The 14,648-nt window shown below is 63.9% G+C and carries 17 protein-coding genes; 8 read left to right on the plus strand and 9 right to left on the minus strand.

Going from position 1 to position 14,648, the window contains the following annotated elements; genetic code table 11:
- The coding region (locus GDA49_02580) for a hypothetical protein (protein ID MBC6439299.1) at window positions 1-751 on the plus strand (751 nt) is incomplete at its 5' end.
- Window positions 752-1,030: 279 nt separating this feature from the next.
- Here GDA49_02580 and GDA49_02585 read toward each other — a convergent pair.
- The 3 genes from GDA49_02585 to GDA49_02595 form a co-directional block, all read right to left on the minus strand.
- Window positions 1,031-1,189, minus strand: a complete 159-nt coding sequence (locus tag GDA49_02585; protein MBC6439300.1) for a hypothetical protein — start codon at window positions 1,187-1,189, stop codon at window positions 1,031-1,033.
- 49 nt (window positions 1,190-1,238) lie between these two features.
- A complete protein-coding gene (locus GDA49_02590; protein MBC6439301.1) occupies window positions 1,239-1,361 on the minus strand; it encodes a hypothetical protein in 123 nt (40 codons plus the stop codon).
- A 66-nt stretch (window positions 1,362-1,427) separates the two neighbouring features.
- A complete protein-coding gene (locus tag GDA49_02595; protein MBC6439302.1) occupies window positions 1,428-2,450 on the minus strand; it encodes a polyprenyl synthetase family protein in 1,023 nt (340 codons plus the stop codon).
- A 140-nt stretch (window positions 2,451-2,590) separates the two neighbouring features.
- On the opposite strand from GDA49_02595, the gene GDA49_02600 reads away from it, so the two are divergent.
- The 5 genes from GDA49_02600 (at window position 2,591) to sucD (ending at window position 7,050) form a co-directional block, all read left to right on the plus strand.
- Window positions 2,591-2,809 carry a DUF2007 domain-containing protein gene (locus GDA49_02600; GenBank protein MBC6439303.1) on the plus strand — a complete coding sequence of 73 codons (219 nt, stop codon included), beginning with the start codon at window positions 2,591-2,593 and terminating at the stop codon, window positions 2,807-2,809.
- A complete protein-coding gene (locus GDA49_02605; GenBank protein ID MBC6439304.1) occupies window positions 2,793-3,536 on the plus strand; it encodes a methyltransferase in 744 nt (247 codons plus the stop codon). The genes GDA49_02600 and GDA49_02605 overlap by 17 nt, the downstream gene beginning before the upstream one ends.
- Window positions 3,537-3,680: 144 nt before the next feature.
- The gene (locus GDA49_02610) at window positions 3,681-4,874 is read left to right on the plus strand and encodes an aminotransferase class V-fold PLP-dependent enzyme (GenBank protein ID MBC6439305.1); all 1,194 of its coding nucleotides are present in this window, start codon (window positions 3,681-3,683) and stop codon (window positions 4,872-4,874) included.
- Between the two features lie 115 nt (window positions 4,875-4,989).
- Window positions 4,990-6,165 carry a malate--CoA ligase subunit beta gene (locus tag GDA49_02615; GenBank protein MBC6439306.1) on the plus strand — a complete coding sequence of 392 codons (1,176 nt, stop codon included), beginning with the start codon at window positions 4,990-4,992 and terminating at the stop codon, window positions 6,163-6,165.
- A 3-nt stretch (window positions 6,166-6,168) separates the two neighbouring features.
- Complete coding sequence (sucD, locus tag GDA49_02620) at window positions 6,169-7,050, plus strand: succinate--CoA ligase subunit alpha (GenBank protein MBC6439307.1); 882 nt, start codon at window positions 6,169-6,171, stop codon at window positions 7,048-7,050.
- Here the strand turns inward: sucD and GDA49_02625 are convergent.
- The 6 genes from GDA49_02625 to GDA49_02650 form a co-directional block, all read right to left on the minus strand.
- Entirely contained in the window at window positions 7,047-7,205 is a 159-nt protein-coding gene (locus GDA49_02625; GenBank protein MBC6439308.1) for a DUF1989 domain-containing protein, read from the minus strand. The genes sucD and GDA49_02625 overlap by 4 nt on opposite strands.
- A 157-nt stretch (window positions 7,206-7,362) precedes the next feature.
- On the minus strand, window positions 7,363-8,553 hold the full coding sequence (locus GDA49_02630; protein ID MBC6439309.1) for an extracellular solute-binding protein: 1,191 nt from the start codon (window positions 8,551-8,553) through the stop codon (window positions 7,363-7,365).
- Window positions 8,554-9,085: 532 nt separating this feature from the next.
- Entirely contained in the window at window positions 9,086-9,586 is a 501-nt protein-coding gene (locus GDA49_02635) for an aminomethyl transferase family protein (protein ID MBC6439310.1), read from the minus strand.
- The gene (locus GDA49_02640) at window positions 9,544-10,248 is read right to left on the minus strand and encodes an aminomethyl transferase family protein (protein ID MBC6439311.1); all 705 of its coding nucleotides are present in this window, start codon (window positions 10,246-10,248) and stop codon (window positions 9,544-9,546) included. Before GDA49_02640 ends, GDA49_02635 begins: the two co-directional genes overlap by 43 nt.
- A gap of 59 nt (window positions 10,249-10,307) precedes the next feature.
- Window positions 10,308-10,778 carry a GNAT family N-acetyltransferase gene (locus GDA49_02645; GenBank protein MBC6439312.1) on the minus strand — a complete coding sequence of 157 codons (471 nt, stop codon included), beginning with the start codon at window positions 10,776-10,778 and terminating at the stop codon, window positions 10,308-10,310.
- A gap of 542 nt (window positions 10,779-11,320) precedes the next feature.
- Window positions 11,321-11,695 (minus strand): hypothetical protein, encoded by a 375-nt coding sequence (locus GDA49_02650; GenBank protein ID MBC6439313.1) that lies wholly within the window; start codon window positions 11,693-11,695, stop codon window positions 11,321-11,323.
- Between GDA49_02650 and GDA49_02655 the strand changes: the two genes are divergently transcribed.
- Window positions 11,688-12,578, plus strand: a complete 891-nt coding sequence (locus GDA49_02655; protein MBC6439314.1) for a glycine--tRNA ligase subunit alpha — start codon at window positions 11,688-11,690, stop codon at window positions 12,576-12,578. The genes GDA49_02650 and GDA49_02655 overlap by 8 nt on opposite strands.
- Window positions 12,579-12,581: 3 nt before the next feature.
- Window positions 12,582-14,648 (plus strand): glycine--tRNA ligase subunit beta, encoded by a 2,067-nt coding sequence (locus GDA49_02660; GenBank protein ID MBC6439315.1) that lies wholly within the window; start codon window positions 12,582-12,584, stop codon window positions 14,646-14,648.

Here is a 14,648-nt window from a genome sequence, read left to right on the forward strand (position 1 = left end):
TGATCGTAATGGTGCTACCGGCATCCATGAGGCCGTCATTGATGCCGATATGGCAGGCAAGGTGTACGATCACCGTGGGAGATTGCTGGTACGGGGAGGCGTTACCGGAACCCATGATGTTGGGTGGTACCTTCCCGGTAGTATAGAAGATGGTGAGTTCTTCGCTATCCAGACTGGAAACGGAAAGCCCGTTCGGGTCGTCAGGTTTGGCACTCCGCCACCTCCTACAATTGCACGTTTCATGTTTGGTCCCATTCCTTCGGGCTTCAGCCTTTTTGCAAGGGAAAGCGGTAACTTTGCCTTGATTGGTGCCGCCATGGATGCCGGTCATCTTGCCGCTCCCGATGCTCTCCCGGATGGGAAAGGCACCTTGACAGGGTATGTCAAGCTCGACAATGTTTACAGTAGCAGCATACCTCGTAAGGGCGTTGGCAGTCTCACAATCGACGCCGATTTCGGTGCAGGGACGGTCACGACAATGGCAAGCCAATTTGTACGGGATTTTGATGGCTGGGGTCTTAACGGGACTCTTGAAGGTCGTGGAACGATCGATCGAACGACAATCAGCAGCACCCTGGATGGTGTTCTTTATGGACCTGGTGATTCTTACTTTTATTACGATGCCGATCTGGCAGGCAAGGTGTACGATGACGATGGGACATTGTTGGTGCATGGAGCACTTACAGGAACCGTTGATTCAAATGCCATTGAAGGCGGAGAGTTCTACGCCGTCCAGAACGATGTACAGTGATCCGGGACGTGCAGGCGACATTGCCGCCGCCTGCACGTTTCCTCGTTCTTCCTGATCGCCTCCCGAAGACCGGTCAGGGCAGGATGTTGCGGAAGAACCGAACTCCACCGAACTCCCTGAACCTCCGCGCCTGAAGGACCGGTCTTCGCCGTATAGCCAACGCCCCTTTCGGTCAACGCCCGTATGGCGGCCTCAAGTACGACTCGCCTGCCCCGCACGCGCCCCCACAGCCCCCGACGCATCGCCGATGACCCGCGAGATCGAAGAGCGCCATGTCATTCACCTTGCGCAGGCTGCGGGGTCGCGGGCGACGCCCCGGTCTTCGAGGTACTCGGAGAGCTCACCGGACATGTACATCTCCTTCATGATGTCGCAGCCGCCCACAAACTCGCCCTTCACCTGGAGCTGGGGAAGGGTCGCAATGGTCGATCCGTGCACGAAGATCTGGCAGTTGCCGAATACTTCGCCGCTCTTCAGGCCGTGACTGTCAGCCAGGGCATTGACGGTTGCGAGAATGCCGTGCGCCGGATCGTCGGGGGCGACGGACCTTGGCGACGAACAGCAGACCGTTCGTATCGTGCAGCACGAGATCGGTAAAGGTCCCGCCCACATCGACACCGATGCGCCAGGGCGCATGCGGCCGGGGCTGGAACCGTCGGTCATCGGACGCGGGGGCTCAGAACTCGCGGTTGACGCAGAAGTTGATCAGTTCGAGCAGTGCGTCGCGATAGGCGTTGTCGGGGAAGTTCGCGAGCATGCGACGGGCCTCGTCGCCATGACGGCGGGCCTCGGCCATCGAGTCCTGCAGCGTGTTGTGGCGCGCCAGCAGCGTCATGGCATGTTCGAGGTCGCCGTCGTGCTGGTCCTCTTCCTCCAGCGTGCGCTGCCAGAAGGCGCGCTCCTCGGCGTCTCCCCGCTGGATTGCCAGTACAACCGGCAGGGTGACCTTGCCATCGCGGAAGTCGTCCCCCACGGCCTTGCCGAGATCGGCCTGGCGTGCGGAATAGTCCAGCACGTCGTCGACCAGCTGGAAGGCGATGCCGAGGCTTATGCCATAGGTGCGCAAGGCCTGCTGCTCTGTGGCATCGCGATCGGCGACGACAGCGCCGATCTCGCTCGCGGCGGCGAATAGCGTCGCCGTCTTGGCCTGAATCACGCTCATGCAGGCGTCGACGCCGGTCGAAACGTCGTTCGAGATCATCAGCTGGTCGACCTCGCCCTCGGCGATCACGGCAGAGGCTTCCGACAGGATGCGCAGGACCTCAAGCGAACCGTCCGCGACCATCAGCTGGAATGAGCGGCTGAACAGGAAGTCGCCGACCAGAACCGACGGTTTGTTGCCCCAGACGGCATTCGCTGTCGCCTTGCCGCGACGCAGACCGCTGTTGTCGACCACGTCGTCGTGGAGCAGGGTGGCTGTGTGAATGAACTCCACGCAGGCAGCCAGATTCACGTGCCGGCTGCCCTCGTAGCCGCACATGCGGGCCGTGGTCAGCGTCAGGATCGGACGCAGCCGCTTCCCGCCCGATGCGACGAGGTGGCCGGCCAACTGCGGGATCAGGGTGACCGGGCTTTGCAGGTAGTCGACGATGACCTGATTGACGCGATTGAAGTCGTCGGCCACGAGTTCGCGCAGGCGCTCGAACGACTGGCGCGTGGCGCTGCTCGCCTGGTTTTCGAGGGGGGCTGCGGCAGTCAACGATGGCTCCTGACCGAAACGGGAGAAGCGCTGGCTTGACCGGCCGTGGGGAAAGGGTCAGCATCGCCTCGGGCGCGGACTGTAGCAACGGACGGCCCCCCACGAAAGCGTTGCTCACCAACGAACGCATGCGGACAGTCATGAAGGAAATCATGCGCACCAACGACCTCGTGTCGATTTCCTTCGCCCAGGCCCTGCTGAAGGATGCTGACATCGCGCACGACGTCTTCGATCAGAACATGAGCAGCCTCGAGGGTGGCGTGATCGCGATCCAGCGTCGCCTCGTCGTGCTCGACGAAGATGCTGTTGAGGCGCGCCGCATCCTCAGTGATGCCGGCCTTGATGTCCGCGACGTCTGACGACAGCTTCACACTTCTGGGTGGCAGGGTCCGCATGGCCGCGATGGGGTGCGGCCTGAAACCCACGACCGATGCCGTGATGCTTGCCGCAGCCGCCGATGTCGGTCCGGGGGCGTCCGTGTTTGATGCCGGTTGCGGCGCGGGGGCGGTGGCCCTCTGCCTGCTGGCGCGACTGCCTGACCTTCGGGTCGCCGGGATGGAGCGTGAACCCGAACTGGCAGCTCTTGCCGCGCGCAATGTGGCGCTGAACGGAGTCGAAGGCTTGTTGTCGATCGTGTGCGGGGATCTGGCTGATGGCGACCTCTGCCCGGGTCCCTTCGATGCCGTCGTGACCAATCCGCCATATCTCGAAGAACGGGCGGTCCGTGTACCCTCCGATCACCTGCGGGCGGCGGCGATGGTCGAGACCATGCCGCTCGGCGACTGGGTCGCCGCCTGCATCCGCCGTGTGCGGACGGGCGGGGTCCTCTATCTAGTCCACCGGCCCGAACGACGGCGCGAGATTGAGGACACGCTTGTCGGGTTGGGCTGCGGGGCGGCTGTCATCCCGCTCTTGCCACGGGCAGGGGCCCGGGAGCCCGAACGCATTCTCGTTCGTGCCACCGTCACTGCTGCACAGGACGGCGTGATCGATGCATCGCCCATGGTTCTCCACGAATCGGGCGGGCGGTACACGGTGCATGCGGAGGCCGTGTTGCGGGATGGCGAACCGATCGATTGGTTCTGATTGGTCCAAGTGAACACGATTTGGTTCACTTTTGACCAAATTGACCAGAACTTCGGTGAATTCGAGAACATTCCCGCGCATGAGAATCGGGTAAATCCCGCGTTCTTTGGCGAGTTTTTTCACCTCTCCTGGGAGTCCCGCGCGATGCTTGGCCAGAACCCGATCTTCATTCCCGGCCCGACCAATATCCCCGATCGCATTCGCAAGGCGATCAATCTTCCCATGGAAGACATGCGCGCACCGGATTTTCCGGAGTTCGTGCATCCGCTGCTCGCCGACCTCAAGACCATCTTCCGCATGGCCGACGGCGAGGTCTTCGTCTTCCCGTCGTCGGGCACCGGTGGCTGGGAAGCCGCGCTGACCAACACACTCAGCCCCGGTGACAAGGTGCTGAACACGCGGCTGGGCCAGTTTTCGCTGCTCTGGTCGATGATGTGCGAGCGCCTCGGCCTCGAGGTCGTCAACTGCGATGTGACCTGGGGTGAGGGTGTGCCGGTCAAGCGTTACGCCGAGATCCTGGCCGCTGATACCAGGCACGAGATCAAGGCCGTCCTAGTCTGCCACAACGAGACTGCCACGGGCGTCACCAGCGATGTCGCCGCGGTGCGTGAAGCCATGGACGCCTGCGGCCATCCCGCGCTACTCTTGGTCGACGGCATCAGCTCGATCGCCTCGATCGACTTCCGCATGGCCGAGTGGGGCGTTGACATCGCCGTCGCCGGCTCCCAGAAGGGTTTCATGCTGCCCGCCGGCCTCGCCATGGTCGCGGTCAGCGAGAAGGCGCTCGAAGCCGGCAAATCGGCCAAGCTGCCGCGCTGCTACTTCGCCTTCGACTGGATGCTCGACGTCAACCGTCAGGGCTACTTCCCCTACACGCCGGCCACGACGCTGCTGCGCGGCCTGCGCGAATCGATCGACATGCTGACCGAGGAAGGTCTTGAGAACGTCTTCGCCCGCCATCACCGCATGGCCGAAGGTGTTCGGCGTGCCGTCGACGCATGGGGCCTCTCGCTCTGCGCTGCCGAGCCGCGCTGGTACTCCGACACCGTGAGCGCGATTTGTGTGCCCGGGGGCGTCGACTCCGGTGCTGTCGTGAAGGTGGCCTATGAGACCTATGGTCTCTCGCTCGGCGTCGGCCTGACCCAGGTCGCGGGCAAGGTCTTCCGCATCGGCCATCTCGGCCAAGTGACGGACCTGATGCTCGTTTCGGCCATCGCGGGCGCCGAAATGGCCATGAATGATGCCGGTGTCAGCATTGCGTTCGGCTCCGGTGTGGCAGCCGCGCAGGCGTGGTACGCCGAAACGTCGTCGCTGGCGCTTGCCGACGCCGCCGTGTAGCCGGCTCAACCCAGGCTCCGATCGAGTAGAGGCGGGAGGCCGGTCACGGCCGACGACCCGATTCGGTGCGTCTCCCGATCGGACGCCACCACGGTCACTCACGGGGGAGGAACCGATGGATATCCATGAGTATCAGGCCAAGGAGCTCCTGGCCGGGTTTGGCGTTCCGGTTCCGCGTGGCGGGCTGGCATACAGCCCTGAACAGGCAGCCTATCGCGCCCAGGAGCTGGGTGGCGAGCTCTGGGCCGTCAAGGCACAAGTCCATTCCGGTGCGCGCGGCAGGGCCGGCGGCATCAGGATCTGCAACGACCAGCACGAGGTCTGGGACGCTGCCGACGAGCTGCTCGGCAAGCGCCTGGTCACCAACCAGACCGGCGAGAAAGGCAAGCTGATCGGCCGCCTCTATGTCGAGGAGGCGACCCGGTTCGACCGCGAGATCTATCTCGGCCTCGTGCTCGACCGGAAGTCCGAGCGCATCATGCTCGTGGCCTCGGACGCCGGCGGCATGGAGATTGAGGAGATTGCGGACAAGGAGCCCGACAGCATCCTGCGCGTCCTGATCGACCCGGCAGTCGGTCTCGAGAGCTTCCAGGCCCGCGAGATCGCCTTCGGTCTCGGCCTCACGGTCGCCCAGGTCGGCCAGATGAATGAGATACTGCTCGGCTGCTATCGCGCCTTCACCGAACTCGACGCCACGATGGTGGAGATCAACCCGCTGGCGGTCACGATCGACAGCCACCTGGTCGCGCTCGATGCCAAGATGAGCTTCGACGACAACGCGCTCTTCCGCCGCCCCAATGTCTCGGAGTTCCGCGATAAATCCCAGGAGGACGTGCGCGAGCGCGATGCCGCCGACCGTGGCCTCGCCTATGTAGGGCTCGACGGCAACATCGGCTGCATTATCAACGGCGCCGGTCTCGCCATGGCCACGATGGACATGATCAAGCATGCCGGCGGCGAGCCCGCGAACTTCCTCGATATCGGCGGCGGGGCCAGCCCCGAGCGTGTCACCAAGGCGTTCAACCTCGTGCTTTCGGACGACGGCGTGGAGACGATCCTCGTGAACATCTTCGCCGGCATCAACCGCTGCGACTGGGTCGCCGAGGGTGTCGTCCAGGCCGTACAGAAGCTCGATCTCCAGGTTCCGCTGGTCGTTCGCCTCGCAGGTACCAATGTGGAAGAGGGACGCAAGATCCTCTCGGACAGCGGCCTCGACATCATCACCGCCGACACCCTGGCCGACGCCGCCGAAAAGGCCGTCGCCGCCTGGAAGAGTGTGAAGGAGGGCTGAGCCATGGCCATTCTGCTCGACGAGAACACCAGGGTCATCGTCCAGGGTTTCACCGGCAAGACCGGCACCTTTCACGCCCAGGAGGCGATCGACTACGGCACCAACGTCGTTGGTGGCGTCACCCCAGGCAAGGGCGGCACCGAGCATCTCGGCCGTCCGGTCTTCAACACCGTACGCGAAGCCGTGAAGACCGCGGGTGCGGAAGCCAGCCTCGTGCTCGTGCCGCCGCCGTTCGCTGCCGACGGCATCATGGAGGCGGCGTCCGCCGGCATCCGCTTCTGCGTCGCCATCACCGACGGCATCCCCGCCCAGGACATGATGCACGTGAAGCGCTACATGCGCCGCTACCGATTCGAGGACCGCATGCGGCTCGTCGGCCCCAACTGCGCGGGCGTGATCAGCCCTGGCCGCGCCATGATGGGCATCATGCCAGGTCATATCTACAAGCAGGGCAACGTCGGCATTGTCGGGCGTTCGGGAACGCTGGGCTACGAGGCCGCAAGCCAGATGCAGGCGCTCGGCATCGGCATCTCGACCAGCGTTGGCATCGGCGGCGACCCGATCAACGGCTCCAGCTTCAAGGACATCCTGGAGCTCTTCGAGGCCGATCCCGACACCCACGCTGTCATGATGATCGGCGAGATCGGGGGCCCCCAGGAAGCCGAAGCCGCCGAGTACGCCCGGAACAACATGATCAAGCCTGTCGTCGCCTATGTCGCCGGTCTCACGGCACCGAAGGGCCGCAGGATGGGCCACGCTGGCGCCATCATCTCGGCCTTCGGCGAAAGTGCGGCTGAGAAGGTGGAGATCCTGAAGGAGGCCGGTGTCACCGTGGCCCCGAGCCCGGCGGAACTCGGCAGCACGATGGCAGACGTGCTGGGTTAGGCAGCCGCCCGCCGCCAGAGATCCTGGGCGGGTTTGGAGTGATCGGCGAGGAAGTCGGCGGACTGCTGGCGCTTCGGTGTCGTCAGACGGAAGCGCTGCCCTGCCGTGGCGCGGAAGGCGTTGTTGTGGCCCGCAGGGATCGTGCCGGTGGTCATCGCCTGTGCCCTCCCGTCTCGTGTTGCGCCATGGTCGGGGTGAAGGGTGGGGAGCCCCGGTCAATTGCCGTCGTCCAAAGAGAAGGGCCGGAGCGTTGCCGCCCCGACCCAATCCCGTTTCCAAAGATGCCCGTCTTTGGAAATCGAAGCCTGCGGCTTACATGCCGGCCTTGACTTCCTCGAACATGCGCTGGATGTCTTCCTTCGGAGTCATCTCGATCTGGAAGATGCCGGTCGAGAGCAGGTCCTCCGGGTTCTTCGAGAGACCGCGGGCCGAAAGCTCTTCTTCGGACACCATCTCGTAGGCGCGCTGGTTGGCGTGACCATAACCGAGGGTGATGATCCCCCAGACGCCGGCCTCGGCCGAGATATAGGAGTCGATGACGTTGTGCGCCTTGATCACCATCTCTTCGTCATTGGCGTCGTTGGCAGGATGACGGACCAAGCCGCATATCCAGGTCATCGCGCCTTCCCTGGGCTGCATGAACATGACCGGCAGGCCCTGGTTGCGTAGCGCCGTGATCGAACTGTTCCACGTCGCAGCGGCAACCAGCTCACCGGAAGCGAGCGACTGCTCGATGTCCGACATCGTGTTCGAGTAGTAGCGCAGCAGCGGCAGCTGCTCGCGCAGCAGGTTGGCGGTCAGCTCCATGTCGGCGGAGTCGCTGAGGTCGTACGGGTTCTCGACGCCGCCGTAGATCGAAGCCACTGCAACACCGTCGATCAGGCTGTCGATCATCGACAGACGGCCCGAATACTTCTCATCCCACAGGATGCCCCAGGTGTGGTTCTCGACGTCGACGTACTCGGGCGCGAGATCGGTGCGGAAGGTGACCGAGGTCTGCCCCCATTCCATCGGCACGAAGACGCGGTTGCCGCCTTGGATCGAATTGTCGACTTCCTTCAGAGTCGGTATGATCTGGTCCCAGTTGCTGAGCAGGTCGGTGTCGATCGGAGCCAGCAGGCCGGCATCGAACCAGCGGCGCAGCTCATAGGTGCACGGCGTCATGACGTCGGGCTCGAAGCCGGCGCGCATCTTGGCGAAGGCTTCTTCCTCGTCGCCCCAGAAGGCGAAGTTCGAGGCGCAGCCGTACTTCTCCACGTACTGCTTGTGGAGATTGACATCGTCGTAGCCCGCCCAGGTGAAGGTCAGGGGAGCAGAATCGTCGCCGCAGCTCTCTGCCGGAATCTCTTCCTGCGCGTGCGCACCGGTGGTCAGCGGCACGACGGCCATTCCGAAACCGAAAGCCCCCAGGATCGAATGGATTTCACGGCGGGAATACTTGCCGCCGCGGATGCCGTCAGTGATCTGATTGACATCCAGCTTGCTTGCATCAAGACGCTTCATTGGTCGTGTTCTCCCTTTTTGAAGCCTTTACGGCGGCCTCACGCCACCGCATGGCTCTTCTTGTTCCATGCCGACCATTCGTGGTCAACATTGCTGTAGCGATTGTGAAGCCGCCTCCCGGGCAGACGATGGCCGTTTCGCGGCGAGGAGATGGCATGGCGGATTCGGTTCGCGCCCCGGATGCCGGACGAGAACACGGGCTTGTCGTGCCGCGCAATCCGGCTGCCTTCGTCGTGCGATACGACAGTCTTTCCTGATGCTGGCGCGAGCCAGGGTAACGGGTCGCCGGAAATCGCACGATTTGATGCCCTGCGGAGCTCCGCTCGACGCTGCGGTTGACCGGGCCTTCGACAACACGCCGGTCCATCGGCTCTGGCTCGACGTACTCGTCGAGAACCCCCGTGCGAAGCGCGTTTACGAGTGCCATGGCTTTACGCAGGAGGACGTGTTTCGCCAGTCTTTCGTTCTGCCTGGTGGTGGCCGCACCGATTGCGCTGTGCTTTCGCCCGGAGCGGGAAGCGAGCGAGCAGCGCTAGACGTTGGCGACGGTAAGCCCGCGCGGGATCTTCTTTTCGCTGTCGTAGAAGGGCAGGGCGACGATTTTGCCCTCGTGTTCGCTGCCGTCGGCCAAGGTTACCGTGACCTGCCGGCCGATCCAGTCGTCGGCTTTCTCGAAGCAGACAAAGGCAATGCCGCAGTCCAGATAGGGTGACCAGGCACCGGATGTCGTGCGTCCGACGGCTTCACCTTGCCAACCGATCCTTGTGTCGGCCAGGGGTGCTGCGGTCGGGCAGGTCACGCCGAAGAAACGGCATCCCTTGTCGGCTTGCACCAGGGCAGCCTTGCCGATGAAATCCGTCTCCTTGTCGAGCGTGACGAAATGCCCGAGGCCGGCATCGAACGGCGTCATCGCCGCATCCATGTCGGTGCCGTTGTCCATGATCGCCGCTTCGATGCGGCGGATGCCCATGGATTCAAGGCTGGCGTGGATCAGGCCATGCGTTTCGCCCTTGGCCAGGATGTGCCGGAACATGGCGCGGCCGTCCATGGCTTCGGGCGCAAGCGGATAGAGCTCGAAACCCATCTCGCCGGTCCAGCCGGTGCGCGAGGCCAGGAACGGATGGCCGTCGATTGCGACCTCGTGGACCGAGAAGTACCTGAACGGATCTGGCGCGCCGCCATCGAGCAGGTCCGGCAGCATATCGAGTGAGCGCGGCCCCTGGATCTGCAGCACCCAGGAATCGGGATCGCTGATCCGGACGTCCATGCCGAGCGCGTGGGCCTCAAGCCAGGGCAGGAACTCACCGTCGGCCAGGACATACCAGAAGCGGTTCTCGCCCGCTTCATCAGCACGCCGTCCATCAGAATGCCGCCGTGCTGGTTGCAGCTGATGGCATAAATCGCACGCCCCTCGTGCAGCTTCGAGATGTCGCGACAGAACACCTTGTCAAGCAGGGCACAGGCGTCCGGCCCGGAGATCTCGATCGGATGCTCGGGCACGTCATAGAGCGCAGTCTGTCGGCGCAGGTGCCAGTAGTCGCTGATCGGGTCGTCACCGAGCCCCAGCGCGTAGAAGCGGCGGCCCAGAAGGGCCTTGTCCGTGAGGTATGCCGGCATCCAGGGCGACATGTTGAAACGTTTCGCGCTGATGCGCACGGTGGCGTGCGCGCTGGCATAGTTCGAGGTGTTGCTCATGGCGGCGTTCCCATTGTCGGCGGGACCATCGTTGCTGGCCGCACCCTTGTCCAGCCTGCTCAGATCCGGTCGACCATGCGTGCCATCACCAGGCAGGGATTCCGGGGGTCGTAGAGGTCGGGAATCTCGGCTGCCGGTGCAAAGCCCATAGCCGTGTAGAACTGGCGCGTTCCCGCATGGAACGGATCGTCGGATGCATCGCTCAGGGTTTTCACGGTCAGCAGCCTGACGTTCTGTTGTCGACAGCGATCAATGGTCGCCGCGATCAGCGCACGGCCAGCACCGCTTCCGTGGTGATCGGGCAGCACGCCGATCGCGTGGATATTGATGGTGCCGGGCGTGACGATCTCCAGGCTGGTGAAGCCGATGGACTTGTCGTCACGGCGGGCCGCCAGCATCGGCAGACGATCGGCCGCGTCGATATCGTCCTGTGTCGCCTCTTCAATGCCGAACCAGTCAGACAGGGCGCGCAGGACCATGTCGGCCAGCGCGGCCTTGTCTGTGTGGCGTTCCTCGACGGTGATCGTCATGATCTGCCACAGGTGGGAACGATGGACACCATGGATTTCGAGAACCCGCGGTTCTGAAAAAGTCTTCTTCGACGTTCATAACATGCTGCCGCAGGAAGGGCCGGGCAATGCCGCCTCGACCGCGCGGGCGCTTGAGCTTGCCGGGCCGCTGCCCGATGCGCCGCGTGTGCTCAATCCCGGCTGCGGTCCCGGACCGCCATCGACCTCCAGGCTCCGTTTGTCGAAGAGGGCACTGCCGAGATGGGCACGGGCGATCGCGTGACGGTCCAGGAGGGCGACATGGGCGAGCGTGCGGCTGCACCCTGTTGGGCGACTTTGTTCTGCCGCGCGAGGCCTTGTGGGACGAGTGCTACCTGCTGATCGTCGCTCGTATCGAGGTAATCGCGCCCAAACTGCACCGGGGATGTGGAGGCTGAAGAGATGCTCGCCTGGCACTGCAAGGAGGGCGAGCGCGATCTATCGCGAGCATGGCGATTGCGGCGGCTACCTCTTCATGGTGCTTGCGGTGTGACACCGGCGCAGGCAAAACCACAGCCATGTTCTCATTTCAGAAACTTGCGATTTTTGCGATCATCCTCGCGGTGCTCTGGCTCGGCTTCCGGTTCGTCGGCAATCTCGAGAAAAAGCGCAAGGCTGAGGAACGGCTGACGCGACCGAGCTGGCGAGAGCGCTTCAGCCGAGGCGGTCGCAAGCCCGGTGTCGAGAAGGCGCGCGCGGGCGCGCGCGAGCCGGTCGGCGATGTCGACATGATCGCCTGTCGCGTTTGCGGCGACTATGTTGCAGCCGCCGGGGCGAAGGCTTGTGGACGCACTGACTGTCCGTACCCCCGGTCGTCTTGACCCGCGCGAGAGCGCCTCATAGGTTCCGCCCGCCGGCTCGCCGGCCTTCCGTTTCAGGAGTCGCATGTCGATGAGCACGGCCACAGGTCGGGGCCTGCCGTTCCAGAACCTGATCCTTGAGCTCCAAGCCTATTGGGCCCGGCAGGGCTGCGTTGTGTTACAACCTTATGACATGGAGGTCGGTGCGGGCACCTTCCATTGGGCCACGACGCTTCGCAGCCTCGGGCCCGAACCGTGGAACGTCGCCTACGTGCAGCCGTCCCGGAGGCCGACCGACGGGCGTTACGGTGAGAACCCCAATCGGCTGCAGCACTACTATCAGTTCCAGGTTCTGATGAAGCCGAGCCCGGAGAACTTCCAGGAGCTTTACCTCGGCAGCCTCGAGGCGATTGGGATTAATCCCATGGAACATGACATCCGGTTCGTCGAAGACGACTGGGAAAGTCCCACCCTTGGCGCCTGGGGGCTGGGCTGGGAGGTGTGGTGTGACGGCATGGAGGTCACCCAGTTCACCTACTTCCAGCAGGTCGGCGGCTACGACTGTCGTCCGGTGCCGGGCGAGCTGACCTACGGGCTTGAGCGTCTCGCCATGTACATCCAGGGCGTCGATCACTTCCGCGATATCGCCTGGAACGGCCCCGGCGTCACATACGGCGATATCTACCTCCAGGCTGAGCGCGAATACACCGAACACAACTTCGACCACACCGACGCTGAGACCCTGTTCCGCCATTTCGAGGACGCTGAGAAGGCCTGCGCCACGCTGGTCGAGGCCGAGCTTCCGCTGCCAGCTTACGATCAGTGCATCAAGGCGAGCCACACCTTCAATCTGCTCGACGCGCGCGGCGTGATCAGCGTGACCGAACGCGCCGCCTATATCGGCCGCGTGCGCAACCTGGCGCGTGCCTGCGCCACCGCCTGGCTTGCCAGTCGCGGCTATCTCCCAGCCGGAGAGGGCTGAGCGATGGCCGAGTTCCTGCTTGAAGTAATGTCTGAAGAAATCCCTGCAAGAATGCAGTGCAACGGTGTTAAAGCTCTGCATGAGAACCTTCAGAGAATTCTTGACAAGGAGCGTGTTCGTGCTGAAGAAACAGAAGTTCATGTAACACCGCGGCGGCTGGTCGTGGTGCTGCAGGGGCTGCCGGAACGTCAGCCCGATCTCCATGATGAACGCAAGGGCCCCAGGGTCGGTGCGCCGGACAAGGCGGTCGAAGGTTTCGCCCGTTCGGCCGGCGTCGCCGTGTCGGATCTCGAGGAGCGCGAGACCGACAAGAGGGCCATCTGGTTTGCGCGGATCCACCGTCCCGGACGTGCCATCGCCGAGCTTCTGGCCGAAGCCGTGCCGCAGGCCATGGCCGACCTGACCTGGCCGAAGTCCATGCGCTGGGGTGACCATAGCGCCCGCTGGGTACGGCCGATCTCCTCGATCGTGGCGCTGCTCGACGGTGCGGCCGTGCCGTTCGCCTTCGGTCCCGTCAGCTCAGGCCAGACGACACGGGGCCACAGATTCCTGGCACCCGATCCATTCGAGGTCACCGGCTTTGCGGACTATCGCGATCGCCTGCGCGCCGCTCATGTCATCATCGACCACGCTGAGCGCCGGGCGATTGTTGCAGAGGGCGCTGCCAAACTCGCCGAAGCCGAGGGGCTCACGGTGGAAGACAGCCCCGGCCTGCTGGACGAGGTCGCAGGGCTTGTCGAATGGCCGGTGCCTGTTGTCGGCGGTTTCGATCCCGCCTTCATGGAAATGCCGCAGGAGGTGCTGGTCACCGAGATGACCCGGCACCAGCGTTGTTTCCCGCTGCGCGATGCTGCAGGCGCACTGGCGCCCCGCTTCGTCTTTACCGCCAACATGGAAGGCGGCGATGGCGGCCGGATCGTCACGGCCGGCAACGAGCGGGTGCTCGCCGCCCGGCTGTCGGACGGCCGCCACTTCTGGGATCAGGACCGCAAGCGGACGCTCGAGAGCCGCGTGCCGGACCTCGCCAACATCGTGTTCCACACGAAGCTGGGAACCGTCGCCGAGCGGGTTGTGCGCATGGAAATGCTGTCCGAGGCCCTGGCCGATTCGGTTCCCGGTTGCGATGCCGCCCTGGCCCGCCGCGCCGCCCATCTCGCCAAGGCTGATCTGCCGAGCGAGATGGTGGGAGAATTCCCGGAGTTGCAGGGCGTCATGGGCGCCTGCTATGCCCGCTACGACGGCGAGGACGAGGCCGTTGCCGCAGCTGTTTCCGAGCACTACAGCCCCCAGGGCCCGTCCGATGCTTGCCCCACAGCACCGGTCAGCATCGTTGTGGCGCTGGCCGAGAAGCTCGACACGCTTGTCGGTTTCTTTGCGATCGATGAAAAACCGACGGGTTCGCGCGATCCCTTTGCCTTACGCCGTGCAGCATTGGGTGTGATCCGGCTGATCCTCGAAAACCGCCTGCGGATGCCGCTTCTGGGCGCTTTTGCCACCGCACGCGAAGCCTATGGCGAATGGGACGGCGCCGCCGAGACCGTCGGCGACGATCTCCTCGCCTTCTTCGCCGACCGCCTGAAGGTGCATCTGCGTGACGAGGGCGTCGGGCATGATCTGATCGATGCGGTGTTCGCCCAGGGTGCCGATGACGATCTGGTTCGTCTGATGGCGCGGGTTCACGCGTTGCAGGCGTTTCTGGCGACCGAGGACGGTGCGAACCTGCTCAGTGCCTACAAGCGTGCAGCCAACATCGTGAGCATTGAAGAAAGGAAGGACAATCGGGCCTTCGATGGTGCGGTCCACGACGGTAAGCTTGCGCAGGACGAGGAGCGCGCCGTCGTGGTGGCCCTTGCGACGGCTGACGCGGCTTCTGGACCTGCGTTGTCAGAGGAACGGTTCGAGGATGCCATGACCGCGCTTGCCGCGCTGCGTCGGCCGGTCGACGCCTTCTTCGATCATGTCACGGTCAACGCGGAGGATGTTGCTCTGCGTGAGAACCGTTTGAACCTGCTGTCGGCGATCCGTGCAACCATGGACCGCGTCGCCGACTTCTCGAAGATCGAGGGTTAA

This window comes from Rhodospirillales bacterium (genome assembly GCA_014323865.1).
Taxonomy (GTDB): domain Bacteria; phylum Pseudomonadota; class Alphaproteobacteria; order SP197; family SP197; genus SP197.